The sequence below is a fragment of the Anaerolineales bacterium genome (assembly GCA_015075725.1).
In the GTDB taxonomy this organism is placed as follows: domain Bacteria; phylum Chloroflexota; class Anaerolineae; order Anaerolineales; family Villigracilaceae; genus Villigracilis.
In genome coordinates this window covers 4,050,101-4,075,844 of record JABTTV010000001.1, presented here as the reverse complement: position 1 = coordinate 4,075,844, position 25,744 = coordinate 4,050,101, and the positions used below count along the sequence as shown (strand labels likewise).

The window sequence follows — 25,744 nt, the reverse complement described above, 5'->3', positions numbered from 1 at the left end:
TTACCTTGAGCCTGGAAATGCTTTCCCGACCCGCCTTCGTTACGTTGAAAATGAAATCCAGACTTATCGTTCTCGCCTCACTTCTTGGACTTGTATCTGCCTGCACATCCCGGGCTGCTTCCACTGCCACACCCCTCCCGCCCGATTACCTGCCGACAGTGGTTGCGTTGACCGGTCAGGCGGCGTTTGCCACAGCCGCCGCATTGACTCCGACTGCCACACTGACAAACACACCGGAACCGCCGATTTCCCAGCCTGAGATTCCAACCGTCACACCGACCCTGGCGGCCGGCTTCACCGAATACGCGCAAATCCGCTTTATTGCGCCGGGTCCGATGTCGAGCCTGACTTCGCCGTTTGTGATGAATGCCATCATTGCCGCGGGAGAAAGTGACCGGATTCAGGTCGACCTGCTCGGCGAAGACGGACGCGTGCTTCAGCGGTTCATTCAGAAACTGGAGCGGAATCCGCTTGGAATCTTTCAGCGCTTCGAGTTCGCCTTTGAGATCCGCGCAGTTTCCGAAGCGGGTTATATTCGTATCAGCTCGAAGGATGATTTTGGCAGGATACAGGCACTGAATACCATGCCGGTCTTGCTGTATTCCATCGGTACGCCGCAGGTCAACCCGCCTGGGAATTTCATCTATGAGCGCATCGCCATGGATGGCTTCAAGGAAAAGACGAATTTTTACGCGGGCCAGGTGGCGTTGAAAGGGCGTATCTGGCCTTATAATGACCAACCCTTCGTGGCGGAATTGATCTCTCAAGAGGGCAAACCGCTTGGCACGCGCATCCTCGAAATAAACGGGATCGATACCCAGCCGTTCGAGACCGTGATCCCCTACAAGGTCAGTGAGTCTACTCCCGCCCGCCTGACATTCCGACAAGAAAATCCCTTGCTTTCCATCAGCGATCCGGATTTCGGCAAATTGGTCTATCTTTACACGATTGAAGTGATTCTAAATCCGTGATGTGCTGTAGAAGAGGTCTGTAAACTTGTTAAACAACCGGTTTGATAAATTGCTTGCCAAATCAAATGGCAATGGTATAATCTGCCCGCTGTTTAATCGGGGTGTGGCTCAGACCGGTAGAGCGCACGGTTCGGGTCCGTGAGGTCCCGAGTTCAAATCTCGGCACCCCGACAGCATCGAAAGAAAAGACTCCCAACCCGAGGGAGTCTTTTGATTATGAGACTGGTGCGATTGACGTAGTTAATGAACCAGATCGTCGTCGTGCACATGGTAGGGGACGTTGATGATCACGATTCCCTGCTGGCGCTTCAGTTGACTGCGGAACAGGTCGGCAGTATTGGTATGAAGTGCTCCCGTCAACGGGCTGTTCGAGATGAATTCCGGAACGACAATGGTCAGGGTTTCGCCAGGCTGGCGTTCCCGGGATATTTCGGCGATGTATTCCAATAAAGGCTCGAGAAAGAGGCGATAGGGAGAATTTAACATTACCATCCGCACGCCTTCACCCCACCGTTCCCATTTCTGCTTAACCTTTTCCGCGTCTGCAGGTTCGATGCTGACATGCACGGCTGTAATATCGTCCGATAACATCCGCGCATAGCGGAGCGCCGCCAGCGTTCCCTGATGCACGCCGCTGACCGGCATGATCACCCGGTGGCGGATGGTATGAGGTGGAATCGCGCCAAAGTTATCCAGTGAGAGTTTTCCTGCGAGACTTTTGTAATGTCGATGGATCAGCCAGAACACTGCAACCAGTATGGGGATCAGGATCAAGACCACCCAGGCTCCATCCTTGAATTTGGTAACGGCAAACACCATCATGACCACAGCGGTACATGCAGCCCCAAATCCATTAATGGACATTTTTTGAGCCCAGTCCTTGACATATAGCAGGGTCGATCCGCGCTCTGCTTTTTCCTCTCCCGGTTGGAGACCGCCGATCTTGCGCCAGCGCAATGCCATGCCGGCTTGTGACAAAGTGAATGAGAGGAAAACACCGATCGCATACAGCGGAATGAGACGGGTCACGCTTGCCTGGAAGATGATCAAAATGACAGATGCAATTGCAGCAAGCGCGATAATTCCTCGCGAGTAAACGAGGCGGCTTCCGCGATAGTTGAGTTGTCGCGGAAGGAACCCATCCTTGGCGACCAGCGCGCCCAGCCGGGGAAAATCCGCAAAGGCGGTGTTCGCCGCCATGATAAGGATGACTGTGGTTGCTCCGAGCAACATCAGGTATAAAGTCCCGCGCCCGGCAAATACAGTCCGCGCCAGCTGCGAGATCACCGTTTCACTCTCGGATGGGATTGCGCCGATCTCTCTGGAAAGGAAGGATATTCCGAGGAAGAGCGAACCAAGGATGAGCGACATCCATATTAGCGTGATACCTGCATTTTTGCTGCGAGGTTCTTTGAAGGCAGTGATCCCATTCGAGATGGCTTCGACGCCTGTCAGGGCAGTCGTTCCGCTGGCAAATGCGTGCAGGATCAGAAATGGCGTTATGGCTGAAATTTCGTCAAGCATTTCCAATTCAGGCGGGTCAACGACCATTCCAAGGGTTCCGGTTACAAAAAGCCGGAACATACCCAACCCGACGGTGATGAACATCATGGTTACGAAGAAATAGGTGGGAATGGCAAATGCCGTACCCGATTCCTTGACCCCGCGCAAGTTCATCAACATAACAAAAAGGATGAAACTGACGGAAAGAAAGACGCGATAGTCGTATAGAAAAGGGAATGCAGAGGTGATTTGTGCTACTCCGGATGCGATGGAAACCGAAACGGTTAATATGTAATCTGTCAGCAGGGCGGCTCCGGCAATGAGCGCGGGGAACTCTCCAAGATTATCGCGAGCCACAATGTATGCGCCGCCGCCATCTGGGTAGGCATGGATGGTTTGTTCGTAGGAAATAGTGACGATTCCCAACAGGATGACAATGGCGATAGAAATGGGAAACACGTAACCGTACGCGATCGACCCGGCTGCTGCGAGGATGACGAGAATCTCCTGGGTCGCGTACGCAGTCGACGAAAGCGCATCGGATGCAAAGACAGCCAGCCCCACCAGCTTGCCGATTGTCTGATGCGGAGCGTCTGCAGTGGAGAGGGGGCGCCCGATCAGCCATGAGCGCAGACTAGGGGAAGGTTTATGTAATGTATCCCGTTCGATGATCGGGGATTTTGAAATTTCTTCTTGATTGATCATTTTTTTCCGAAGCCTAGGTGAAAAGATTGTTCCAGAACCAGATCGAAGCAGTTTCTGCGAGAATGGATGCGTATAGACCAATAGAATGTATCATGTCCTGTGGATATTCCATGAGTTTGACTTGTAGTACAAAGAAACCGAACAGGAGGGTGATCGAGCCAGTCCACCCAAGTATGCTTTTCTTCAACGAAGAGTTTGTCCTTACCGGTTCGTGATAAAGTCCGGATATGATGTAAATAGGAGCGTTCAATCTTGTTTCGAGGATTTGCGCCAGCGGCTTGTCATTGAACCCGGGGCGGTATTCGGCGAAACAGACGATCACATCCCCTTCACGCCAGTATGACTTGACCGCATCCACCCAGTCCCTGCCGATTTCCACGGTCGATTCGACGAAGATATCCTTTTCTTCCACCATGGCGGAGATTGTCACCAGGCGTCTGCGAATTCCAGGTTCGTGTGCCGCATCCCTGCTCAGACCGAGGAGTTGGACCCGGCTTTCAATGGCTTTTGCCAACCCTTTGAGTTTTTGCGCAAACGCCGGGAAATCCACATCCAAATCAGGCACAAGGACGATCAGGCGGGATGCAGGTTTGAGGTCCGGAAGGGAGGCGGGCGGTACAACGAACGCGTGCGTATGAGTGTCGATGGATTTCATGTCACCTCTTATGATGATCGAATCGTATCCAACTCGAATAAAGCGGTGACAAAAATTTCCGGCAATCACATAAAGGACAAATAAAAACGCCCTTTTGTAAGGGCGTCGTAAAGTGACCATTGTCATTGCGAGGGCGTTAGCCCGAAGCAATCTTCCATTACTTTCATCATTCATCCGCAATGAAGCGATACCCGATTCCCGGCTCGGTCAGAATGATCTGCGGATTTTCTGGATCGGATTCGAGTTTCTTTCGAAGCTGGCGCATGTAAACACGCAGGTATTCGGTGTGGCCTGCATCGGCGGGATCCCATACATTGGTGAGGATGCTCTGGTGGGTTAGCACACGACTGTGATTTGCCGCAAGAAAGGCAAGCAATTTGTATTCGGTGCCGGTGAGTTTGATCTCATCATCGCCGCGTTTGACGATATGCCATGCAAGATCAACGGTGAGATTTCCGGACTTGACGACCTTGTTTTGCGCGCCATGTTTCGTCGCAGAATGACGCAGTGCCACGCGCACGCGCGCAAGCAGTTCCTCGATGCCGAAAGGCTTTGTGAGGTAATCATCTGCGCCTTTGTCGAGAGCTCTAACCTTGTCTTGTTCGCTATCCCTCACGGATAAGATGATGATCGGGCATTGTGTCCATTCCCTTAGGCGCGTGCAGACTTCGACGCCATCCATATCGGGTAATCCAAGATCGAGGATCACGATGTCCGGCTCCTTCGCAGCGGCGAGAGTAAGCCCTTCCTCCCCCCGGCTAGCTGTCGTGACGTTGAATCCCTTCTCTGTCAGAATGGTGCGAATCGCGCGCTGGATCTGGGGTTCATCATCGATGACAAGGATAAGTGGGGCATTGCTCATTCGACCTCCGGGTCGATCGGCATTTTGGGAGGCGGCATGCCTTCCCATTTCAGTGGAATGGTGAAATTGAACGCGAGTCCATCGGTTACATTTTCTGCCCAGAGTCGCCCGCCATGCGCTTCGATGATTCCCTTGCAGATGGAAAGCCCCAGCCCCGTGCCGGTCACGCGGTCTGTGGCAGTCAGGCGAAAGAACTTGTCGAATATCTTTTCGAGAAGGTCCTGAGGCACATGCGGTCCCTGGTTATGGAGGATGACATGCATTAAATCACCTTCCACAAATGCCCGGATGCGAATCACGGATTTCTCCGGCGCGTATTTCGCGCTGTTGCTGAGGAGGTTTGTGAAGACTTGTTCCATCTGCACATAATCAACGGGGACAAGAGGCAAGTTCTCAGGCGCATCCACTTCGATGCGATGGCTGCCGGTCCAACGTTTCATGCGGGCGAGGACACTACCAATGATCTCGGGCAGAATATTCCATTCGCGTTTCGGTTTGAGTACGCCCGATTCGATCCGCGACATGTCAAGGAGATTGCCGACCAGGATGTTCAAATGGTCGGATTCGTCGTCGATGGCGGCGATAAGTTCGGACCGTGCAGGCGATTCCCAACTGACTTCATTACCTCTCAAGCTTGACGCTGCAGCTTTGATGGTCGAGAGCGGAGTCCTTAATTCATGCGAGACAGATGAGAGGATCACGGATTTCAGTCTGTCACTTTCTTCGAGGATTCGCGTCCGGGATTCCGCCTGTGCAAGGCGTGCGCGTTCGAAGGCAAGCGCTCCCTGGCTGGCAAAAATCTGCAGTAGCTGTTTTTCGGCGGCGGTCAGGGATGGCTCTGCTCTCCAGAGTCGAATCTCACCAAGGATATCTTCAGTTAATTGGATGGGAACCGTCCATTCCGGCGGACGCGGAGGCGGATTTGTATCCGGTAGGCGGCAAATGATCGGAGGATTTCCGCGCATGTTCAACTCCACTGCTTCACAGCTCAAAACGGCCTGCGTATGGCTCGAAAGGATCTCAGCAATGGTCTTGGGATCATGCATGCCTGCGAGCGCCGTGCTGAGTTCGTATAACTGGGTTGCTTCCCGTTCGCGGGCTGTGGCAGCGGCGAGACCGGACTGCAGCCGGCCGACCAACTGGCTGATGGCTATCGCCACGATCAAAAATACGGCAAGGATTAATACATCGGCGGGTTGGTGAACTCCGAAATTGTAATAAGGCTGGATGAAAAAATAATTCAACATCAGGAATTCCGCCAGCGCGCTTGTGATGCCCGCTCCAAGCCCCCAAAAGGCTGTAATCGAACCCAAAGGAATAAGGTACAGCAGGGCAACGAGGGTTGTGTTAAGTTCATCGCGCAAGGTAAACAAAACCGCCGTGACAAGGGCGATTATGCCGAGTGCGAAAAGATGTGGCGAGGCGCGAGAGAGAAATGCCGAACGCTTCATGTTGTATGAGATACATTATACCGTTGCAAGAGTAATGCCACCTGCGGGCTCGTTACCGCCTATACTTGCAATCCCCGCATATTGATCATCTTAGCTGATAGAGAGTGTTTTATAAATCCTGTTTTGTGCCTTATAACGCGTTATTTTTGTCATTTCGACGAGCGATAGCGAGGAGAAATCTTGGATTTGCGCAAACAAGATTTCTCAAGGCGCTTTGCGCCACTTGAAATGACAATTTCAAAACGCTCTCTAAAGGAATTGGTTACTTTTGCCAGGGTAATTTTTCGAGGTCCACATTCCCGCCGCTGAGGATTACTCCAACTTTTAATCCGCTCAGGTCGATCTTGTTCTCCCATGGGACGGCAATGACGGTCGCTGCAGAGGGTTCGATGATGATTTTCGCGCGTTCCCAAATGAACTTCATCGATTCGATGATCCCTGTTTCGCTGACTGTGACAATCTGCTCGACGCGTTTCAGGATGATCGGAAATGTCAGCGTGCCCAGTGAAGTGAGGAGCCCATCGGCGATCGTTTTAGGGTGTGACGACGGGACGATCTCTCCAGCTTTCATGGAGCGAAAAGCATCATCCGCTTTTTCAGGCTCTGCACCGATAACCCGTATTCCTTTTCTGATCCCTGTCGCGGCAATTGATGTTCCACTTAATAATCCGCCTCCGCCGACCGGCGCGATGATCACGTCCAGATCGGGGATATCTTCAAGAAGTTCCAAGGCCGCTGTGGCCTGACCTGCGATCACATGTTCATCGTTGTAAGGATGGATGACGCTCGCACCCGTATCGAGCCTGATCTTCTCCATCGCGCTTTCCCTTGCTTGGAGCGTCGGCTCGCAGAATGTGATATTTCCGCCATAACCTGCGACGGCGTTTTTCTTCACCAGCGGCGCATTTTCCGGCATGACAATATATGCAGGGATGCCGCGCATCTTTGCCGCCAATGCCAGTGCCTGCGCGTGATTCCCGGACGAGTGGGTGACGACTCCGCGCTTTGCTTCCTCGTCCGTCAGCGACCAGACTGCATTACTTGCCCCGCGAAACTTGAACGCACCCACTTTCTGCAGGTTTTCGCACTTCATAAAGATTTGCGCGCCAACCCGTTGATCCAGGCTTTGGCTGGTCAGGACTGGCGTCCGGTGGATATACGGCGTGATGCGTCTGGCTGCGGATTTGATATCGTCCAGTGAAACTGACATTAATTCTCCAATCTCTACTTTCCGCGCTAATATCCCTTTTCAAAATCCACTTGATATTTTAGCGGTTTACCTGCCAGATAAAGCCGGTAATTTTCAATGAAGATCTTTGCGATATCCTCCGGGAAACTCGGCGCGGATGTGTGGAAGGTCATGATCAGGTTTTTCGCATCCCAAAATGGATGATCCGGCGGGAGCGGTTCATGCTCGAAGACATCCAACACCGCCCCGGCGATCCTGTTTTGATTCAATGCATCCAGAAGCGCGGATTCATCCAATGAAGAACCGCGTCCCACGTTAATGAAAATAGCGTTAGGCGGCAGGGTCTTCAAAACCTCTGCGTTCACAATTTTATGAGTTTCATTCGTGTCCGGCAAAATGCTGACAAGATAATCCAATCCTGTTGCGAATTCGGACAGATGACCGTGATGGTAATACCTGTCCACATCCGGGGATGTTTCGCTCGACCTTGTAAATCCGCGCACATTCATCCCGAAGAACTTTGCCGCGCTCGCCACTTCCTCGCCGATGGAGCCGACGCCCAGCAAGCCGATGGTTTTTCCACGCAGCGTGCCTGTGAGGGTTTTATCCCACGTTTTGCTCAATTGCGACTGTCTTCGTGAAAAGACCTTTCTCTCATGAGCGAGTAGATAGCCAATTACATACTCAGCCATCAACCCGCCAAAAACCCCGCGCGCGTTGGTCAACAGGTAATCTTTGCGAAGCAAAGGAATCAACAGCGGCTCCACGCCCGCCCACATGGACTGGACCCAGCGCAGATTGGGCAGATCATTCAAAACACCTGGGATCATGGAAGGCGCGCCAAAGATGATCTCGCAGTCTTTGGAAGGGCTGTTTTCAATGATCAGATCGGGGAGATCTGCCGACGCAAGAATTTTCCGATAGTCTTCGGCATCCCTGCTGAGTATGAGCAGGCGGGGCATGATGCTTCAATTTTACCCATTTTTTTCCGGCTATAATTGCGGGTATGAATCCGCAGAGTTCATCCTTCAAGGCGTTCTTGTCACATATCATCGACTATGCGGGGACGTACCCGCCCGCAAATTTGCCGCTGGGAGAAGCGTTCAATAATTTTATTTATTATCAGTCAAGCCCGGATGCCTGGATGCTTTCACGCTTCGTCGTCCAGGCAAAACGGCTTTTTGAGTTGCAAGGCTTCGATTCAAACCTGTCCTTTACCGCCCTGGGGCGCGGCGGCAGGGACCTGGATGAATTCCTTGGAAATGTGAACCTCGATATTGACGACATCCTTTCCTTTCGTGAAGCGCGCGGTTTGAGGGCAAATGTTGATACCTTCGAAGTGAGTCTGCCTGCATCAACGCTGGCGGATAAATTCGCCGCCAATGATGCCGTCACACGTTCCACCGACGCGTTGAACAGAAACGGGATCACCGTCTTTTTCGAAGCGCCTTTTGGCGAAGGCTGGTATGAGCGCGCAGAAAAATTGATTCGCGCGTTGCGAAAAGTGAGGGATAAGCATATTGGATTCAAACTCCGCACCGGCGGCGTGGCTGCGGAGGCCTTCCCTTCCCCGGCGCAGGTGGCTTGGGCGATCACGGAAGTCCGGGAAGCAGGCGTCCCGATGAAATGCACGGCAGGACTGCATCATCCGCTGCGGCATTATAACGAGAGCGTCCGAACAAAGATGCACGGTTTTCTTAATGTGTTTAGCGCCGGAATTTTGTCTATGGCAGTTGGAATACCCCCAACTCAAGTCCGGGAAATCCTTGAGGACGAAGACCCGTCGAATTTTGTTTTTGATGAAAACGGATTCGAATGGAAGGGTCTGCGCGCATCGGTATCTGAAATCGTCAGTGCCAGAGGGGTTGTGACTTCATTTGGGAGTTGCAGTTTTGACGAGCCACGGGAAGACCTGAGAAATCTTGATCTCATGTAATCGCATCGACGCGCGGAAAATATATTTATCAACAGGATGATTTATGCCCTTTATCGATATCCACCCCGACACCGATTTTCCGATTCAAAACCTGCCGTTTGGGGTTTTTTCCACGAATGCGAATCCGCGTCCACGGGTTGGCACAAGGCTTGGCGATTTTGTCATTGACCTCTCCGTGCTCGACGAAGAAAACTTACTCGGAAAAAGACACGGCTTCTTTGCCGACTCGTCCTTGAATCGATTCATGGCATCGGGACGGGAGATATGGCGGGAAATGCGTCAGCGTTTGGTCAGGATTCTTGGCGAGGAGCAGGCGTCCTTTAAGAAGGAGGCGGTGATTCCCATCGATCAGGTCCATATGCATCTTCCTGTGAATATCGGCGATTACACCGACTTCTATGCGTCGCGCGAGCATGCCACGAATGTGGGCGTCATGTTTCGCGGCAAGGAAAATGCGCTCATGCCCAACTGGATTCATCTTCCGGTTGGCTATCATGGACGCGCAAGTTCGGTGATTCTCTCCGGCACGGATGTGATTCGTCCACGCGGACAGATGAAGGGCAGTGATTCGTCGCCGGAATTTGCTGCAACGCGCCAGTTGGATTTTGAATTGGAGGTGGGATTTTTTGTCGGGACGGGCAATGAATTGGGAAAACCGATTTCGATCGATAAGGCGGATGAGCAAATTTTCGGAATGGTCCTGCTCAACGATTGGAGCGCACGCGATATTCAGGCATGGGAATACCAACCGCTGGGGCCATTCCTTGCAAAAAATTTTGCGACGTCCATTTCTCCCTGGGTGGTGACGATGGATGCGTTGGAACCATTTCGCGTGCGCGGACCTGAACAGGATCCCGCGCCTCTCCCTTACCTCAGAGCGGACTCTGTATCCGGATTCGATATTGCGCTCGAAGTGACTCTGCAATCCGCACGGATGGATGCTCCGCAAACCATCAGCCGCTCGAATATGAAACATTTATATTGGAGCATCGGGCAGATGCTGGCTCACCACACCGTTACCGGCTGCAACATGCGTCCCGGCGATTTGTGCGGCACGGGGACCATCAGCGGACCAACGGAAGATAGTTTGGGTTCGATGCTCGAACTGACCTGGCGAGGCGAAAGACCGATCCAATTGCCGGGCGGCGAAACACGGACATTTTTACAGGATGGGGATACGGTGACAATTAAGGGATATTGTCAGGGAAACGGTTACCGAATCGGATTTGGCGAAGTGACGGCGAAGATCCTCCCAACCCTCCAATAAAAACCCCAGCCGTGATGGACTGGGATTTTGCTTTCACCATTATTGTCTGCGATCTATCTGCGTCTGCGCCCGCCGCGGATCAAATTGACCAGCCAGATCAGGACTACTGCGCCGCCGACTGCCACGAGGAAACTGTAAAAATTGAATCCGGTCACGCCAGCCTTCCCGAAAAAATTCATGATGAAACCGCCGATGAATGCGCCTGCGATGCCGACGACGATGTTGGCGAGCGCACCCATCTGGCGGTCGGTCCTCATGATAAGGCTCGCGATCCAGCCTGCCAGCGCGCCAAAGGCAATCCAAACGATGATCGAGAAGAAGTCCATAATTCTGCCTCCGTAAAATAGGATTTTTGCGATTATACCGCCGATCGACTTGCTGATCTGAATATTCTGGAACTCGGTGGGCGAGGTCAAGCATCGATACCCTTGGGTATAATTTGCCCGGCATCGATAGAATGGAATGATAAAAACGAGGCAATGTCCGAAGATCGGCAAAACCCAATGGAGTTAAAAGTAAAAATCAAGAATCGCGTATCGACGTTGCGCTATCTCGGGCTCTCCCTGCTTGTCTTCATTCTGATAAGAAATTTGTGGGTTTCCGACGATGCCTTTATTACGCTGAGGACCGTCGATAATTTTCTGCATGGGTACGGGCTGGTCTGGAATGTGGGGGAACGGGTACAGGCTTTTACCCATCCTTTATGGTTGATCCTGTTGATCCCGGTCGGCATGTTTGTCGCTGATCCGTTGTATGTATTTTACATCCCTTCCCTGGTCCTTTCCGTTTGGACACTTTGGATATTTCTCCGCACGTTCACTCCCGGTTTGATTCAACTCGCTCTTGCTGTGATTCTGATCGGAAGTTCGTCCGCGTTTGTCGATTATTCGTCGTCCGGGCTGGAAAATCCGCTGACGCATTTGCTTTTGGCGGGCTTTCTCGTGATTTATTTTCGGCCCGAACCGCTGACATCGAAACGGTTTTTCCAATTATCCCTTCTGGCAGGTTTGGGGGTTTTAAACCGCATGGACACGATCCTGCTCTTCCTCCCGGCTTTGATCCAGCTCCTGTTTGCTCGCAGGCATCAGTTCGGACGCTCCGTCATCCTGTTTCTGGTGGGTTTCCTGCCCTTCGTCGTCTGGGAATTATTTGCACTCTTTTATTATGGGTTTCCCTTCCCGAACACTTATTATGCCAAGGCGGCTACGCATCTGCCCTCGGACCTATTGTTGAAACAGGGGATTGCATACATCGAGAATTCCTTTCATTGGGATCCGTTGACTCTGGGAACGGTTCTGTTTGGGGTGTTGTCGGCCTTCTTTCAGCGTGATTCAAAACGCATCTGCCTGGCCGTTAGTTGCGTCTTATATATCGCTTATGTGCTATGGATCGGCGGTGACTTCATGTCCGGAAGGTATTTCTCTGCCATCTTCCAGATTGGGCTGACGCTGTTGCTGACCTTCAACGCACGTAATCTTTTCGGAGAGATCCCGCCCCGGGTTCTTCAACTCCTTTTCCTGATGTTGATTTTGACGGGTCTCTCTGCAGAACGGCCGCCGATGTCGACCCATTCAGGCCAGCCCGGGCTTTATTCGGATCAATACGACATCGTCAGTGAACGCTTTTATTATTTCGATGCCAATGGCTGGATCAACTACGTCAAACACGGGGGGCGGCATGACCTCGCAACCAAGGGATTGGAAGCCGGTCAGGTAAAAATCTCCCCCGTGCAGATGAACACGATCGGCATGTTTGGTTACTATGCGGGACCCGACATCTATATCATCGATACCCACGCCCTGGCGGATCCGCTTCGGGCGCATTTGCCGGTTGATTCACCGGGAGCCATTGGACATTATGAACGCAAGATGCCCGCCGGTTATTTTGAAACGATCCGGTCGGGTTTTGCAGCTAACTTGATTCAACACCCGGACCTTCAACTTTATTACGAGAAACTCTCGATCTTGATCCATGGCAGCCTGTCCGCTCCGGGACGGTTTCAGGAGATCGTTCGTTTCAATACCGGGTATTATGATGAGTTACTGGAGAATTATCGACGCGACACCCAGCCCGCCCCTTGATATTCCTGTTATTTATGCTGAGCCTGCGAGATTATTACTGTAAAATCGGGTTGAATGAAAGTTTTGCCTTTGTAGATGAATCATCGTAGGAGTAGTGTCATGGAAAAAATCGCCCGGTTGAAATTTGCCCACCTCCCAACGCCGATTGAAGAATTGGTAAATCTTTCCACCGTTCTTGATGGACCGCGCATCTTTGTCAAACGCGACGACCAGACAGGACTCGCATTTGGGGGGAACAAAACCCGCAAATTGGAATTTCTCGTGGCGGAAGCCTGCGAACAAGGCGCGTACACCCTCATATCCGGCGGGGCGATGCAATCCAATCACTGCCGTCAGACCGCGGCAGCTGCAGCCAGGTACGGTTTCGAATGTAAACTTGTGCTGACAGGTGTAAGGCCGGAACAAGCCTCCGCCAATCTCCTGCTCGATCAGCTTTTTGGCGCGGAAATCATCACCGTCGAAGACCGCGCCTTCCGCGACCAGATTTTAGGCAAAACCTATGATGACGCGGTTGTGGCGGGGAGGAAGCCTTATCTTGTCCCGTATGGCGGCTCCAGCCCGACCGGTGCCTTGGGCTACGCATTTGCAATGGAAGAGTTGATGAAACAATTAAATGGTGACCTCGGAGGTTTTGAAATCCTCCGGGATCTGGAGCGTGGCTTTGACTGGATCGTCTTCGGCACATCCTCCGGCGGGACACATGCCGGGTTGGTGCTGGGTCAAAGAGTCTTTGGGTTCAAGGGGAAAGTATTGGGAATAAGCATCGATGAGACCGAAGATGACTTGAAAAATTATGTCTCTGCGTTGGCTTCACAAGCCGGTGAGAAACTTGGAGAGCGTATCAACTTCACCCGTGATGACGTCCTTGCGAATGATCATTATTGCCAGGCGGGTTATGGAGTTTTTGGTGAAGGAGAAAGGGAAGCCATCAATCTATTCGCCCGCCACGAAGGTTTACTGCTCGACCCCGTCTACACCGGGCGCGCCGCCGCCGGGATGATCGACCTCATTCGCAAAGGGTTTTTCAGGAAGGACGAGTCGATTCTTTTCTGGCACACGGGCGGTCAACCGGCGCTGTTTGCGGATAAATATTCGAATTCGATTTTATGAATTCTCCATGGGTTGGGCAGGGTGAGTGTTTGTCCCACTTGTTTAGAAGCCAACAAGTAATGATCATCTTTTGATCTTTGCCTTCAATTGGTGGTATCGATCCGTTCCTCGTTGTTTTTCGAAACGAATCGACCACCATATCTTTTGTTTATCAACGTCGCCACCCCGATTAATGCCCAAACAGTATTCAACGCCGTCGCCGAATATGCGCCGTGGCTGAATGTGTAATACGTCATGATGATACCTGCAAAAATGTTCATGCCCTGATACGTCAGAGAGTCGCTTTTAACCTTTCTGGCTGAGTTCAAGCCAAATGCTAGAAGATAAAGACCGGAACCGATCCAACCGAGGATGTCGATAAACAGCTCCATTACCCGATCACCTCCACTTCCATACCAACTTCGACCTTCCCTTCGTTCAGCGGGATGGTGTTCATTCCAAAAATCGCGCCGAGTTCGTGCCTGCGGAATTTTTCCAGCGTTTTGAGCGGTTCCTTGCTTTTCGCCAGCGTTTCCTTGTCGATCGTTGTCACAACGCAGCGCGGACAAGGCTTGACCAGCGCCATCTCCACGTCGCCGATTCGGATGCGCTTCCAGGCATCTTCTGCAAACGGTTCACATCCCTTTACCACCAGGTTCGGGCGGAATCGATTCATCGGGACTGCGGAATCCAACCGCGAGTTTAAGTCTTGAAGCGATTCTTCAGAAATGATCAGGATCGGGTATCCGTCTGCAAATCCGGTGTGATCGTCGCTGTTGACGGCATAGGCCGGATTCAATTTGCGCTTGAAGCCGTCCGTGATGCGCACAAGCCGTACCGAAATGTTTAGCCAATCCGATAGCCATCCGGCGGCGTCATCGCCCTGATCGATGGCATCCACACCTTTGCTTGACCAAATTTCGACCGGGATGGGTGTTCCCGAACTTTGAATATGGATTTGGATCGAATCGAAATCCGGTGCGGACAAAACCACCGCCTCGTTCTGCAGCGTGGGCGTGACCAGCGCCAGGCGCGGATATTCCCGCTGGGTCAGGAACCTGCCATCCGGTGTGACGACCATCATGCGGCGGTCGTTTTCCAGCCCCATCCGTTCGATATATGTCGATGTAACATCAAAGCCTTTGCAGGCTTTGATGGGGAAATAGGTGAGGTTTGAAACAGAGATCATGGAATTCCTTTGGGAATCACGAAGTCGAGATCATTGCCCGGTTGTCATGGCAGAGTATATCATTTTCGAAATTTGCGCCATGCAATCGTGCGCCTGAGTCTCGTCGTTCTCGGGGAAACCCTGCGTGAAAAGGGAGATCGCATATGGCTTGCGTCCCGGCGGGAAAACAATGCCGGTATCGTGGTAGTACTCACCTGTCCACCCGGTTTTATGCGCCACCTTCGCTTCGGCGGGAAGCAGGGCTGGAATGCTTTCGTTGAACTCCTGACCGAGCATCACCTGGATCATCTCATCGCTCGCCTGCTTGGAAACGACCCTGCCGTCCGCGATCAGTCGCATCATGTGAGTGGAACTGCGCGCACTGGCGGAATTGTTAATGTCGAGGCGATACGCCTTTTTATCCTCCAATCCGCGGATGACCGACATGTCCTTAATTCCAAGTTCGCTTATGAACGCATTCACTCGAGCCACCCCGACCCGCTCCATCAATAGATTCGTGGCAAGATTCGAGGAGCGCACGATCATCAATCTGTTCAGCTCGCGGATGGTCTCGGTTTCGCCGATCCGCATGTACAGCGTTTTATCCGAGTCGTCGGCTTCTTCGAGCGCGAATTCGCTTCCATCCACGATGCTTTTGAACGAGTTGTAGACCGACAGCCGTTCATCGAATGAAAGCAAACCCGCCTCCGCCTGCCGGAACACCTCCATCATCACCGGCACCTTCATTGTGCTGGCGGGATGCATCTTTAAATCTGCGTTGACGAGGATTTCCCCTCCCGTTTCCAGGTCGTGTGCAGCCACGCTGATGGTCCTGCCCTCGAATCGGTCGATGAATTTTTCCAATTGCATCATGCTGTTGTTTCCTCCCGCCGGGAAATGGATAAATAACTTTCGAAGCGAATGAGATTATCGACTTCTCTGCCCATCTTTTGAAAACCCGCAACTTCAACGTTGTGAGCCTGCCAGCAATCCGCGATGCTGCGCGGCTCGGCGGTTTTGTAGATTTTTAGCGTCATGTCCTGAATGGGCTGCGAGGGAAAGTTCGCGCTGATCAACCCTGTGCCGTCCGTAAAAAGCGTATAGAACTTTATTCCCATCCCAAAAACCAGCGCGTATGCGCCCCGTTCGCGATGCGCAAGGATCGGCTGGCTCATCGCGAGCCGCAGCGGCGATTCCACCCGGATGATCTCGCGGTTGAGCTTTGCGAGGATGAAAATGGGCAGATGAGTGATCGCGCTGTATTTTGGCAGGAGTTCGGTATAACAGCAGAAATCTGTAAATCCAACCGCTCGCAGCTGCCTGATCTCGTCTGAAAAACGCGCTCTTGCGAGATTCATCAATTCGGGATCCTGGTCCTGTCTGTAATCAACCTTCATTCGATAATATCCAAAACCTGCAATATCCCTTCCTGCGAAGGGATTCAATTCCTGTACAACCGCCTTTTCTTGCGAGGATTATTCGCCGCTCTCGTATTTAAATGAGAGTTTTAATTTTGTGCGATACGTGGTTACTTTACCTTCTTCGATAACCAAATCCATTTCGACGACTTCGGCAACGCGCAGGTCGCGCAGGGATTGCGCCGCGCGTTCCACGGCCGCAGCAGCGGCTTTCTCCCACGACTCCGTGCTGGTGCCGACCAGTTCGATCACTTTGTAAACACTTTCTGCCATGGTTCGCTCCTTTCAAGAACACTATACGATATTTAGGGCTTTAATTCAATCCGTTTGATCCTAATGTCAAGAGCTACCGCCCCCTTGGAAAGCACGCGCAGGGGATTGATCTCGATCTCTTCGATCTCTTCATGTTCGGCAGCGAGGCGCGAGAGGTTGATCAAGACATCCCTGACCGATCCCTCATCCACCGGCGGGATGCTACGAAAACCCTTTAACTTCCTCCCAGCCCATGTTTTACGCATCATGTCCTCCGCCTCGGATTGGTCCAGCGGACCCAGACAGAAGGCTACATCCTTGAGCCCTTCCACCTCGACCCCGCCCGAACCAAACATCATCAATGGACCGAATTGTTCGTCGCGCATCATCCCGACAATGACCTCCTGCCCTTCAGCGATATGCGATTGGAGGTGAACGCCGTCGACCTTCGGCGGAGGTACGCGGGATCGAATCTGTGTCAACATCTTCGTAAAAGCGGTTTGGAGCGATGCTGCATCCTTGATGTTCAGCACCACGCCGCCGACATCGGATTTGTGCAGAATATCCGGCGAAGCGATCTTCATCACGACCGGATATCCAAGTTCATTTGCGATTTCGACGGCTTCGTCTTCAGTCCTGGCAAGTTTGATCGGCGCGGAGGGGATGCCATAGGCGGTCATCAACTCGTTTGGAGTCCAGGACGTGCCTATTTTGGGTTTTACCTCCGCTTGCAGGTTCGGTAGGTTTTGTGCTCCCTTTGTGCGTTTCACCAATGCCGCCAACGCGGATGCAGCACGTTCCGGAAATGGGAATGTGACAACATTTGACCGAGTAAATGATTCGACCGCCTTTTCGACCAGCCTCGAGCCCATCAGGGCGATCACGACGGGTTTATCGGATTTTCCGATCACCGCATTGACTGCTTTCGCTACTTCGTCCGCTTTGAACATCGGTGGAGGCGGGAGAATGACCATCACCGCGTCCACGTTTTTATCCTGCAGGAGAATCTTCAAACATTCGGCGTATTGATCCGGGGATGCCGAGGCAAGCATATCGACCGGGTTGTTTATATTTGCAGCGGGTGGGAGAGTGGCGGATAAAACTTTCAGCGTGTCATCGCTCAAACGGGCAAGGACCATGTTGTTATTCTCGAGAGAATCGGCGGCGATCACACCCGGTCCGCCTGCATTGGTCAATATCGCAATCCTGCTTAAAGTGTCCGAGTATGCGCTGTGATCGTTCCCTGCGGTGGAAATACCACCCGGATATCTCTCGAGTGCCCGCGCCCAGTCGAACATCTGCTCGGCGGTCTCGGCGCGTAGGATGCCTGCCTTTTCGAAAGCAGCATCGAAGGCGGTATCCGATGCGGCTAAGGCTCCAGTGTGCGAGGCGGCCGCTTTTTGTCCCGCCTCGAAGCGACCGACCTTCAACGCAATGACCGGTTTCCGCTTCGCGACTTCACCCGCAGCCTGGACGAATCGTTTTCCATTTGAAACGCTTTCCATGTACATCACGATCACATGAGTATGCGGATCGTCGGCGAGCATGGTCAGCATATCGGTTTCGTTCACATCCGCCTGATTGCCGAGGCTGACGATGCGCGAGAAGCCGAAACCCTGACCGCGCGCCCAATCCACGATGGCGGCAGCGAATGCGCCTGAATGAGAAATGAAACCGATACCGCCTTGTTCGGGCATGGGAGGTTGCAGGAATGTCGTATCGAGGGGATAGTGTGTATCGATGGTGCCGATGCAATTTGGACCGAGTAATCGCACATCGTGTTTCTGTGCAACTTCCACACATTGTCGTTCGAGCTTTGCGCCTTCTTCGCCAACTTCACGAAAGCCCGCCGAGACGATGACGGCGGCATGGATGCCGCGCCTGCCGCAATCTTCGATGACTTGAGGTGTGGCTTGTGTGGGGACAATGAGAATTGCAAGGTCAACGGGATCTGGGATATCCTGAAGGCTGGCATGGATCTTCCTCCCGAAAACCTCTCCGCTCTTTTGCGCGAGGAGATGGATTGCGCCCTTGTAACCGCCTTGGATGAGGTTGCGCGTCACGCCGTAGCCGAGTTTCTCAGGCGATGTGGACGCACCGATGACAACGACGCCTCTGGGTTGAAAGAAGGGCAGAAGGGGAGAGTCCATTCGAGGATTAAACCACAATAATGGCTTATTTTGAGTTCAGAAATGCCGCAATTAATCCCTTGTCAAGTCCGATATCGACATTGCGCGAACCGCTGCCGGTTCGTTTATAAATCGTCTCGGGTTAATTATTCACCAGAACCTTGATCACCATTTGTTTTCGATAAAAGCCTTCCACCCCACATTCTCGGCAAGATTGGCGAGGCTTGTCACTTTTCCAACGTCGCCTTTTGCGTCATCGAGAATTTTGAGAAAAAGCCCATCCAGTTCCCTGCTTTTCAAACGGCGATAGACTTCGAAGACCTGCGGTTGTTTTTCAGGCGGATATTCCGCCTGGACTTTGCGATTAACCTCCCTCTCGGATACATCCTGCATGTTCATGAGGTATAGGAAGGCTCCAACCGCCAATAGCAGGGCAATACCTGTGAATAGCTCCGAAAGTCCCAATCCATTGGACCCATCCAGTACCAAGGATGCCGCCAGCGCGATCACAATGCCGGTGATTGTGTAGAACACACCGTTTTTCTTCCAAAGGGACATGTTCATCCGACACCAATTTCTTCGAAATCATTATAGCAAGATGGGACGGCGGTTTCAATAACGCGTTCCCAAGCCAGGTATCTTGCTCTCGAATGAGGGGAGAATCCCTCCTGCGGCACCCTGTCCCGTTGACCCGCTGTGGTCGCTCCCATCGCGGGCATCAAGATATTATTGTTCGAGTCTTCATCGTTCGCGGACCTGCCGTCGAGTCCGCCCGCCATCGGGAAGGCGGAAATTCCCACCGCGCCAATGAAAGGATTGATATCCCCGCCGGTTAGAAAAGACTTCATCCTGTCAAAAAGCGGACCAGCCACGGCGGCGGCTGCTTGAACGGGCACAAATCTCATGTGCAAATACACCGCCATCGAGATCGGAGCAATAAATTCCGGCGAGCTTCGTGTGATTATCCTTCGCACGACTTCAAAACAAGGTTCTTCCTGACACTCTCAAAACGGGAAGATAATCAGTATGCGTTGGTTGCCTTCTCTGTCATAATAAAAACGGCATTTTTTTCCGCGCCGTTACACAAAAAGGAGAATTGCATATGACACTGTCTGCACAACCAGCAGAATCGACTCTCTTGGGGGAATATTCGTATGAACTGCGTGCCGTCGAACGCGGGTACGCCAACCGAACGCTCTACATCAATTTGGAAAACAACCTGATTTCTGAAAAACCGGTCACGCAGCAAATGAAAGACCTGTTCACAGGCGGGCGCGGATTTGCGCTCAAGCTGCTGTGGGATGCCGTTACACCTGAAACCACCTGGGACGACCCGCGGAATGAACTGGTGATTGCAAACGGACCGATTTGTGGGATCACCGCGTATCCCGGCACAGGCAAATCAACGGTGGTTACGCTTAGTCCGCTGACAGGGAACGTGATTGACAGCAATGTGGGCGGGTATTTTGCGCCGTTCCTCAAATTCTCTGGCTTCGACGCGCTTGAAATTCAGGGCAAAGCGGCTCGGGATGTGATCATCTTCATCGACGGCGATAATGGCCGGGTCACGATCGAGCCGTACTCATTCGAAGCGGAAGATTCGCATCTGATCGGTAACATCCTCACCGCGAAGTATGGCGGCGACGAAAAGGGCAAACGCGGCGTTTCGGTTTTATCCTCGGGTCAAGCCGCGGAGCACACGCGCATTGCCGCGATCAACTCCACCTGGTACGACGTCCGCCGGAAGGAGGCGCGCATCAAACAGGCGGGACGCGGCGGCGCGGGGCGCGTTTTCCGCGACAAGAAGATTGCCGCCATCGTTTGCCGCTTTAGCGATATGAGTGGCGACAAGAACGGCGTGGCAGATATGGCGCTTATCCGCCAGGCAGGGCAGCGTATCAATAAAGAGATCACAGAACTGGACGATTCGCAGAATCAGATGCGGAAGATCGGTACTGCCAACATTGTGGATGTAATGGATCACTTCGACCTTCTGCCGACGCACAACTTCCGCTTCGGCTCGCATCCTGACACGCACAAGATCGATTCCAAAGTCTGGAAGGAAAAATTCACCCAAGGCCTGCCGGATGGATGCTGGCTGGGATGTACCATGTCCTGCTCGCACGGCGTTGATCACTTCCCGATTCAAACCGGACCCTATGCCGGCACCTGCGTTCTGGTGGATGGTCCTGAATACGAGAACGCCGCAGGACTCGGTTCGAACATTGGAAACTTTGACGCGCAGAAGGTCCTCGAACTCAACTTCTACTGCGACACCTACGGCATCGACACGATCTCGGTGGCGAACTGCATCGCCTTCGCAATGGAATGTTACGAGGAAGGGATTTTGAACAAGGAGCGCACCGGCGGCTTGGAGTTGAACTTCGGCAACGCAGCGGCGGCGCTTGAATTACTTCACCAAATGGCGCGCGGCGAAGGCTTTGGCGTGATCGTCGGCCAGGGCGTGCGCTACATGAAGGAATATTTTGCGCGCGAATTCGGCGGCGACCCGGTCTTCATGCACGACATTGGCATGGAGATCAAGGGCATGGAGATTTCCGAGTATATGACCAAGGAATCGCTTGCCCAGCAGGGCGGCTACGGACTGGCGACCAAAGGTCCCCAGCACGATGAAGCCTGGCTGATCTTCATGGATCAGGTTCATAACCTCCTGCCCGGTTTTCAGGACAAAGCCGAAGCGTTGCACTACTTCCCGATGTGGCGGACGTGGTTCAGCCTGCATGGACTGTGCAAACTCCCGTGGAACGATATTTCGCCCGCGAATAATAAGGAAACCAAGGAACCCGCCAAAGTGCAGGAGCACGTCGAAAACTACACGTGGATTCATCAGGGTGTGACCGGCAAGCCGACCAGGGCCGAAGATTTGCTGGCGCAATCGGAGCGAGTGTATAACTTTCAAAAAGTATTCGCCCTGCGCATGGGACGCGTCGGACGCAGGCATGATTTTCCGCCTTACCGCGCGATGGGACCTGTGACCAAACTTGAATTCGAATCGCGACGGGAGCGCTACGATGATCAATTGAAGAAACTCATCGGTATTGACCCGGCGGAACTGTCCACGGAGGAGAAAATGGCGCACCTCCGCAAATATCGTGAAGCGCAGTATGAATTGCTGATGGACGCCGTCTACGAACGCCGTGGCTGGGATAAGAACAGCATTCCCACCGTGGAAAAACTTCGCGAACTGAACATGGACCTTCCCGAAGTTGTCGAGGTGGTTGAGCAGGCGAAGAGGAAAATTCAGTAGAAACGAATCAAACATGACTCACCCCGAAATAAAGGTTTCGCGGGTGAGTTCGTTTATAAGAACAAATGGGACGCTGATAAACGCTGAAAACGCGGATTAATAATCCCTTTTCCGCGTAAATCTGCGCTCGTCCGCGTCCCAAATTAAATTCGGGGTTAATTATGTTTGATTCCATGCGCGAACTTATTCCTGGTCAAATCCCCAATAGTTTGCTGACGACCGAAAGCAAGATCCCGCCCGCGATGACACTCCCCAACTGGCCTGCCGTATTCGCTCCCATTGCATGCATTAAAATGAAATTATCCGAGTCTTCGTCGTTCGCGGTTTTTGCCGCGAGACGGCCCGCCATCGGGAAGGCGGAAATTCCCGCCGCGCCGATGAGCGGGTTGATCTTCCCGCCGGTTACAAACGACATCAACTTGCCAAAGAGCAAACCCGCCACTGTATCGAGCGCGAATGCGAATAGACCGAGCAGCATGATCTTGCCCGTATCGATATTGAGGAAACCGGCTGCTGTCATGGTCGAGCCGATTGCCAGGCCCAGAAACAGCGTGGCGATGTTGATGATTTCATTCTGCGCCGCATTGCTCAAGCGGTCCACCACGCCCGAAGCCTTCAATAAATTTCCAAGCATAAGCATCGAGATGAGCGGGGTCGCTTCTGGTACGAGCAAACCTACCACCAGGGTCAGCACGACGGGGAAGAAGATCAATGTCCGTTTCGAGATGGGCTTGGGCGCATACTCCATGCGGATCATGCGTTCTTTTTTCGTCGTCAATAATTTCATCAACGGAGGCTGGATGATGGGAATTAAACTCATGTATGAATACGCCGCCACCGCGATCGGTGCGAGCAGTTCCGGGGCGAGTTTGGTCGCTACGAAGATCGAAGTCGGTCCGTCAATTGCGCCGATCACGCCGATGGATGCGGCTTGATTCAATGGGAAGCCCAATGCGATCGCCAGCATGAGCGTGCCGAAGATCCCGAACTGACCCGCCGCGCCGAGCAGGACCATGCGCGGCTGCGCCAGCAGCGGCGAGAAATCGATCATGGCGCCGACACCGATGAAGATGAGCAAGGGGAACAATTCGGTTTTGATTCCCGCGTCGTAAATAACCTTTGTCATGCCTTCGGCGGCGGTCATGCCTGCCAATGGGATATTTGCCAGCAAACAACCAAACCCGATGGGCAATAACAAGACCGGCTCGATCTCTTTGAACACGGCGAGATAGATCAAAATCAGCGCGGCAAGGATCATTACGCCGTTGCCGATGGTGAAGTTGGATAAGCCCTTCAGTAATTCAGGAAGCAGCTCGTTTAGGTTCATGCCTACTCCGCAAAATGAATCAGCGCCTGTTTGTGCGCCACGCTCTGTCCCTGATTTACCAGCACCTTGTCCACGGTCCCGCTGTAGATCGAACGAATGCTGTTCTTCATCTTCATCGCTTCGATGATGAGCACCACCTGGCCCGCTTCCACCTTTTCCCCGGCTTTCACAAACACTTCCACCACGGTCCCTGGCAGCGGCGAAGTGAGGGTGTGGTTTCCGACGGGTGCGGGAGCCGATGCAGCGGCCGGAGTCGGAACTTGAATGACGGACTTTGATCCCGCCTTTGGCTTCGCATCTTTCTGGATCTCAACCTGATTTCTTCGATCCGGCATGACTTCGAACCGCTGACCCTCCACGTAAACGACGACAGGCCGTGCGTTGATGTTTTCGATTTCCACATCGTAGGTTTGGTTGTTGACCGTTAGTCTGTATTTCATATGTCTCCACAGAGACGTCCGGGACTTTAATACCTCGGAGGTCTGGCTTGATTCCCTTTTTCCGCCATTTGTCTCGTACGCAATCCCAACTGCCAGGCGGAAACGATCGCTGTTGGGGGCATTTCCAATGGACGCGCAGATGAAGCTTCCTGGTCTTCCAATGCCATGCCTGCGGCAATCAAAGCCACCAGCAGATTGGAATCGGCCTGGGTGGATGTGCCAGTTTTGGGCGAGTCTGATGCGGGTGGTTTATCCCGGGTCAAAACTGTCAGGACAGCCATCATCAGCCAGAGTAGAAGAATCGCACCAAAGACGAGCCCCATGCCGAGGGCGGTGATTTGGAGTGAGAGTTGAAGATCGGGTGTCATATGTGTTTGCCTTGAAAACGGAAGAGGCAGGTATTTCCTTCCACCCGCTAGACCGGAATGTTCCCATGCTTGCGCGGCGGCGCGGGCGCGAACTTATCGCGGAGCGCCGATAGCGAGGCGATGATCTTCGGGCGGGATTCGCGCGGCTCGATGATGTCGTCCACATAGCCGGTGGATGCGGCATAGTATGGGTTATTGAACTTATCGCGATATTCATCGGCAAGCCGTTTGCGTTCGGCGACAGGGTCGGGCGCGGACTCGATCTGTTTTTTGTAAAGAATGTTTGCCGCGCCTTCCGCGCCGAGCACGGCGATCTCAGCGGAGGGCCAGGCATAAGTCACATCGGTCCCAAGATACTTGCTCGACATGACAACATATGCGCCGCCGTATGCCTTGCGCGTGATGACGCAGATTTTCGGCACGGTGGCTTCTGAATAGGCGTAGAGCAGTTTTGCCCCATGACGGATGATGCCGCCATGTTCCTGCGCAATGCCGGGCAGGAAACCCGGTGAATCGACGAAGGTGACCAGGGGAATGTTGAAGCAGTCGCACATGCGCACGAAGCGCGTCATTTTGTCGGCGGCGTCGATATCGATCACGCCTGCCATGATGGACGGTTCCTGCGAAACGATGCCCACACTGTGCCCGCCGATGCGCGCCAGACCGATGATGGCATTGCGTGCCCAATCGGGTTGAAGTTCGAGGAATGTTCCATGATCGACGATCTTTTCGATGACCTGGTGCATCACGTACGGCTCATTCGCCTCGAGCGGCACGATGTCATTGAGGGATTCGTCCATGCGGGAAAGGTCGTCGATGGGTTGAACATACGGAGGGTTTTCCACGTTATTCGATGGCAGATACGAGAGGAATCGACGGGCCGTTTCGAGCGCATCCAACTCCGACTTGAGGCTCAAATGTGCGACGCCGCTGATGGACATGTGAACATTCGAGCCGCCCAGTGATTCCGCGTCGATCACCTCGCCGGTTACGGCTTTGATCACTTCCGGTCCGGTCAGGAACATGAATGATTGCTTTTCGACCATGATGACGAGGTCGGTCAGCGCAGGGGAATAGGCGGCGCCGCCTGCGCATGGTCCGAGCATGATGCTCACTTGGGGAACCACGCCGGAGTATTGCGCATTGCGCCGGAAAATTTCCGCATAACCGCCCATCGAACGCACCCCTTCCTGGATTCTCGCGCCACCCGAGTCGATCAATGATATGAACGGCACGCCGTTGCGGACCGCCAGGTCCATGACACGGCAGATCTTATGAGATTGCATCTCGCTCAGCGTCCCGCCATAAATTGTAAAATCCTGTGAGTATAGATATACCGTCCGCCCGTTGATCTGTCCGTAGCCTGTGACGACACCGTCTCCGTAAAACTTATCCTTCAGCAACCCCAATTCATCGCCCTGATGTGTGATGAACGGTTCGATCTCGTTGAATGTCCCGGGGTCCAGCAGGGCATCGATGCGTTCACGCGCAGTCAGTTTTCCTTTGGCGCGCTGTTTGGCGATGCGTTCCTCGCCTCCGCCTTCCTTTGCCTTCGCACGGACTTTTCTCAGTTCCAAAATTCTCGGATCTTCATTAGTCATAGTCAACCTCGCGGATGAAGTATAGCGATGCTTTGTCAGACAAACCAGTGATGGAGGTCATACG

25 protein-coding genes and 1 tRNA gene are annotated in these 25,744 nt (G+C 53.0%); 7 read left to right on the top strand and 19 right to left on the bottom strand.

The genetic code is table 11. The features are described 5' to 3' along the window. Positions 1-17 precede the first annotated feature (17 nt). Both HS100_19520 and HS100_19515 read left to right on the top strand, forming a co-directional pair. Positions 18-971 carry a hypothetical protein gene (locus HS100_19520; protein MBE7436114.1) on the top strand — a complete coding sequence of 318 codons (954 nt, stop codon included), beginning with the start codon at positions 18-20 and terminating at the stop codon, positions 969-971. 97 nt (positions 972-1,068) lie between these two features. After that, positions 1,069-1,142 (top strand) — tRNA-Pro (locus tag HS100_19515). A gap of 69 nt (positions 1,143-1,211) precedes the next feature. Here HS100_19515 and HS100_19510 read toward each other — a convergent pair. From HS100_19510 to HS100_19485, 6 genes are all read right to left on the bottom strand, one after another. Further along, positions 1,212-3,179 (bottom strand): APC family permease, encoded by a 1,968-nt coding sequence (locus HS100_19510; protein ID MBE7436113.1) that lies wholly within the window; start codon positions 3,177-3,179, stop codon positions 1,212-1,214. A 13-nt stretch (positions 3,180-3,192) separates the two neighbouring features. Next, on the bottom strand, positions 3,193-3,834 hold the full coding sequence (locus tag HS100_19505; GenBank protein ID MBE7436112.1) for a hypothetical protein: 642 nt from the start codon (positions 3,832-3,834) through the stop codon (positions 3,193-3,195). 166 nt (positions 3,835-4,000) lie between these two features. Then, positions 4,001-4,696: a response regulator gene (locus HS100_19500; protein ID MBE7436111.1), complete on the bottom strand. Its 696-nt coding sequence runs from the start codon at positions 4,694-4,696 to the stop codon at positions 4,001-4,003. Beyond that, entirely contained in the window at positions 4,693-6,147 is a 1,455-nt protein-coding gene (locus HS100_19495; GenBank protein ID MBE7436110.1) for a DUF4118 domain-containing protein, read from the bottom strand. The genes HS100_19500 and HS100_19495 overlap by 4 nt, the downstream gene beginning before the upstream one ends. Positions 6,148-6,409: 262 nt before the next feature. Further along, on the bottom strand, positions 6,410-7,357 hold the full coding sequence (locus tag HS100_19490) for a pyridoxal-phosphate dependent enzyme (protein MBE7436109.1): 948 nt from the start codon (positions 7,355-7,357) through the stop codon (positions 6,410-6,412). A gap of 26 nt (positions 7,358-7,383) precedes the next feature. Beyond that, positions 7,384-8,298, bottom strand: a complete 915-nt coding sequence (locus HS100_19485; GenBank protein MBE7436108.1) for a D-2-hydroxyacid dehydrogenase — start codon at positions 8,296-8,298, stop codon at positions 7,384-7,386. A 44-nt stretch (positions 8,299-8,342) separates the two neighbouring features. On the opposite strand from HS100_19485, the gene HS100_19480 reads away from it, so the two are divergent. Together HS100_19480 and fahA are read left to right on the top strand one after the other, a co-directional pair. Further along, positions 8,343-9,272, top strand: a complete 930-nt coding sequence (locus HS100_19480) for a hypothetical protein (protein ID MBE7436107.1) — start codon at positions 8,343-8,345, stop codon at positions 9,270-9,272. Between the two features lie 43 nt (positions 9,273-9,315). Continuing rightward, complete coding sequence (fahA, locus tag HS100_19475) at positions 9,316-10,539, top strand: fumarylacetoacetase (protein ID MBE7436106.1); 1,224 nt, start codon at positions 9,316-9,318, stop codon at positions 10,537-10,539. A 53-nt stretch (positions 10,540-10,592) separates the two neighbouring features. Here the strand turns inward: fahA and HS100_19470 are convergent, their stop codons facing one another. Next, positions 10,593-10,865 carry a GlsB/YeaQ/YmgE family stress response membrane protein gene (locus tag HS100_19470; GenBank protein MBE7436105.1) on the bottom strand — a complete coding sequence of 91 codons (273 nt, stop codon included), beginning with the start codon at positions 10,863-10,865 and terminating at the stop codon, positions 10,593-10,595. A 153-nt stretch (positions 10,866-11,018) separates the two neighbouring features. Here HS100_19470 and HS100_19465 point away from each other — a divergent pair, with 153 nt between their 5' ends. Both HS100_19465 and HS100_19460 read left to right on the top strand, forming a co-directional pair. Continuing rightward, the gene (locus HS100_19465; GenBank protein MBE7436104.1) at positions 11,019-12,620 is read left to right on the top strand and encodes a hypothetical protein; all 1,602 of its coding nucleotides are present in this window, start codon (positions 11,019-11,021) and stop codon (positions 12,618-12,620) included. 99 nt (positions 12,621-12,719) lie between these two features. Next, entirely contained in the window at positions 12,720-13,730 is a 1,011-nt protein-coding gene (locus HS100_19460; GenBank protein MBE7436103.1) for a D-cysteine desulfhydrase family protein, read from the top strand. A gap of 83 nt (positions 13,731-13,813) precedes the next feature. Here the strand turns inward: HS100_19460 and HS100_19455 are convergent, their stop codons facing one another. The 8 genes from HS100_19455 to HS100_19420 form a co-directional block, all read right to left on the bottom strand. Further along, complete coding sequence (locus HS100_19455) at positions 13,814-14,101, bottom strand: hypothetical protein (GenBank protein MBE7436102.1); 288 nt, start codon at positions 14,099-14,101, stop codon at positions 13,814-13,816. Next, on the bottom strand, positions 14,101-14,898 hold the full coding sequence (locus HS100_19450) for an MOSC domain-containing protein (protein ID MBE7436101.1): 798 nt from the start codon (positions 14,896-14,898) through the stop codon (positions 14,101-14,103). The genes HS100_19455 and HS100_19450 overlap by 1 nt, the downstream gene beginning before the upstream one ends. 30 nt (positions 14,899-14,928) lie before the next feature. Then, a complete protein-coding gene (locus tag HS100_19445) occupies positions 14,929-15,750 on the bottom strand; it encodes a serine hydrolase (protein MBE7436100.1) in 822 nt (273 codons plus the stop codon). Further along, entirely contained in the window at positions 15,747-16,274 is a 528-nt protein-coding gene (locus HS100_19440) for a hypothetical protein (GenBank protein ID MBE7436099.1), read from the bottom strand. Before HS100_19440 ends, HS100_19445 begins: the two co-directional genes overlap by 4 nt. A 78-nt stretch (positions 16,275-16,352) precedes the next feature. Continuing rightward, on the bottom strand, positions 16,353-16,568 hold the full coding sequence (locus HS100_19435; protein MBE7436098.1) for a dodecin domain-containing protein: 216 nt from the start codon (positions 16,566-16,568) through the stop codon (positions 16,353-16,355). Between the two features lie 32 nt (positions 16,569-16,600). After that, positions 16,601-18,697, bottom strand: a complete 2,097-nt coding sequence (locus HS100_19430) for an acetate--CoA ligase family protein (GenBank protein ID MBE7436097.1) — start codon at positions 18,695-18,697, stop codon at positions 16,601-16,603. Positions 18,698-18,841: 144 nt separating this feature from the next. Next, entirely contained in the window at positions 18,842-19,234 is a 393-nt protein-coding gene (locus HS100_19425) for a hypothetical protein (GenBank protein ID MBE7436096.1), read from the bottom strand. Between the two features lie 2 nt (positions 19,235-19,236). Next, positions 19,237-19,572: a sodium ion-translocating decarboxylase subunit beta gene (locus HS100_19420; protein ID MBE7436095.1), complete on the bottom strand. Its 336-nt coding sequence runs from the start codon at positions 19,570-19,572 to the stop codon at positions 19,237-19,239. Between the two features lie 206 nt (positions 19,573-19,778). Here HS100_19420 and HS100_19415 point away from each other — a divergent pair, with 206 nt between their 5' ends. Then, complete coding sequence (locus tag HS100_19415) at positions 19,779-21,944, top strand: aldehyde:ferredoxin oxidoreductase (GenBank protein MBE7436094.1); 2,166 nt, start codon at positions 19,779-19,781, stop codon at positions 21,942-21,944. A gap of 193 nt (positions 21,945-22,137) precedes the next feature. On the opposite strand, the gene HS100_19410 is transcribed toward HS100_19415, so the two are convergent. Genes HS100_19410 through HS100_19395 form a run of 4 tightly spaced genes read right to left on the bottom strand, consistent with a single transcriptional unit; the run spans position 22,138 to position 25,680 of the window. After that, complete coding sequence (locus HS100_19410; GenBank protein MBE7436093.1) at positions 22,138-23,271, bottom strand: sodium ion-translocating decarboxylase subunit beta; 1,134 nt, start codon at positions 23,269-23,271, stop codon at positions 22,138-22,140. Positions 23,272-23,273: 2 nt separating this feature from the next. Then, a complete protein-coding gene (locus tag HS100_19405; GenBank protein ID MBE7436092.1) occupies positions 23,274-23,711 on the bottom strand; it encodes a biotin/lipoyl-binding protein in 438 nt (145 codons plus the stop codon). Between the two features lie 26 nt (positions 23,712-23,737). Further along, on the bottom strand, positions 23,738-24,079 hold the full coding sequence (locus HS100_19400; GenBank protein MBE7436091.1) for an OadG family protein: 342 nt from the start codon (positions 24,077-24,079) through the stop codon (positions 23,738-23,740). 47 nt (positions 24,080-24,126) lie between these two features. After that, complete coding sequence (locus HS100_19395) at positions 24,127-25,680, bottom strand: acyl-CoA carboxylase subunit beta (protein MBE7436090.1); 1,554 nt, start codon at positions 25,678-25,680, stop codon at positions 24,127-24,129. Positions 25,681-25,744: the final 64 nt, after the last annotated feature.

Excerpts from the sequence above, each read along its gene's own strand:
- HS100_19520 (MBE7436114.1), top strand. The coding sequence starts at position 18 with ATGCTTTCCCGACCCGCCTTCGTTACGTTGAAAATGAAATCCAGACTT.
- HS100_19510 (MBE7436113.1), bottom strand. The coding sequence starts at position 3,179 with ATGATCAATCAAGAAGAAATTTCAAAATCCCCGATCATCGAACGGGAT.
- HS100_19505 (MBE7436112.1), bottom strand. The coding sequence starts at position 3,834 with ATGAAATCCATCGACACTCATACGCACGCGTTCGTTGTACCGCCCGCC.
- HS100_19500 (MBE7436111.1), bottom strand. The coding sequence starts at position 4,696 with ATGAGCAATGCCCCACTTATCCTTGTCATCGATGATGAACCCCAGATC.
- HS100_19495 (MBE7436110.1), bottom strand. The coding sequence starts at position 6,147 with ATGAAGCGTTCGGCATTTCTCTCTCGCGCCTCGCCACATCTTTTCGCA.
- HS100_19490 (MBE7436109.1), bottom strand. The coding sequence starts at position 7,357 with ATGTCAGTTTCACTGGACGATATCAAATCCGCAGCCAGACGCATCACG.
- HS100_19485 (MBE7436108.1), bottom strand. The coding sequence starts at position 8,298 with ATGCCCCGCCTGCTCATACTCAGCAGGGATGCCGAAGACTATCGGAAA.
- HS100_19480 (MBE7436107.1), top strand. The coding sequence starts at position 8,343 with ATGAATCCGCAGAGTTCATCCTTCAAGGCGTTCTTGTCACATATCATC.
- fahA (MBE7436106.1), top strand. The coding sequence starts at position 9,316 with ATGCCCTTTATCGATATCCACCCCGACACCGATTTTCCGATTCAAAAC.
- HS100_19470 (MBE7436105.1), bottom strand. The coding sequence starts at position 10,865 with ATGGACTTCTTCTCGATCATCGTTTGGATTGCCTTTGGCGCGCTGGCA.
- HS100_19465 (MBE7436104.1), top strand. The coding sequence starts at position 11,019 with ATGTCCGAAGATCGGCAAAACCCAATGGAGTTAAAAGTAAAAATCAAG.
- HS100_19460 (MBE7436103.1), top strand. The coding sequence starts at position 12,720 with ATGGAAAAAATCGCCCGGTTGAAATTTGCCCACCTCCCAACGCCGATT.
- HS100_19455 (MBE7436102.1), bottom strand. The coding sequence starts at position 14,101 with ATGGAGCTGTTTATCGACATCCTCGGTTGGATCGGTTCCGGTCTTTAT.
- HS100_19450 (MBE7436101.1), bottom strand. The coding sequence starts at position 14,898 with ATGATCTCTGTTTCAAACCTCACCTATTTCCCCATCAAAGCCTGCAAA.
- HS100_19445 (MBE7436100.1), bottom strand. The coding sequence starts at position 15,750 with ATGATGCAATTGGAAAAATTCATCGACCGATTCGAGGGCAGGACCATC.
- HS100_19440 (MBE7436099.1), bottom strand. The coding sequence starts at position 16,274 with ATGAAGGTTGATTACAGACAGGACCAGGATCCCGAATTGATGAATCTC.
- HS100_19435 (MBE7436098.1), bottom strand. The coding sequence starts at position 16,568 with ATGGCAGAAAGTGTTTACAAAGTGATCGAACTGGTCGGCACCAGCACG.
- HS100_19430 (MBE7436097.1), bottom strand. The coding sequence starts at position 18,697 with ATGGACTCTCCCCTTCTGCCCTTCTTTCAACCCAGAGGCGTCGTTGTC.
- HS100_19425 (MBE7436096.1), bottom strand. The coding sequence starts at position 19,234 with ATGTCCCTTTGGAAGAAAAACGGTGTGTTCTACACAATCACCGGCATT.
- HS100_19415 (MBE7436094.1), top strand. The coding sequence starts at position 19,779 with ATGACACTGTCTGCACAACCAGCAGAATCGACTCTCTTGGGGGAATAT.
- HS100_19410 (MBE7436093.1), bottom strand. The coding sequence starts at position 23,271 with ATGAACCTAAACGAGCTGCTTCCTGAATTACTGAAGGGCTTATCCAAC.
- HS100_19405 (MBE7436092.1), bottom strand. The coding sequence starts at position 23,711 with ATGAAATACAGACTAACGGTCAACAACCAAACCTACGATGTGGAAATC.
- HS100_19400 (MBE7436091.1), bottom strand. The coding sequence starts at position 24,079 with ATGACACCCGATCTTCAACTCTCACTCCAAATCACCGCCCTCGGCATG.
- HS100_19395 (MBE7436090.1), bottom strand. The coding sequence starts at position 25,680 with ATGACTAATGAAGATCCGAGAATTTTGGAACTGAGAAAAGTCCGTGCG.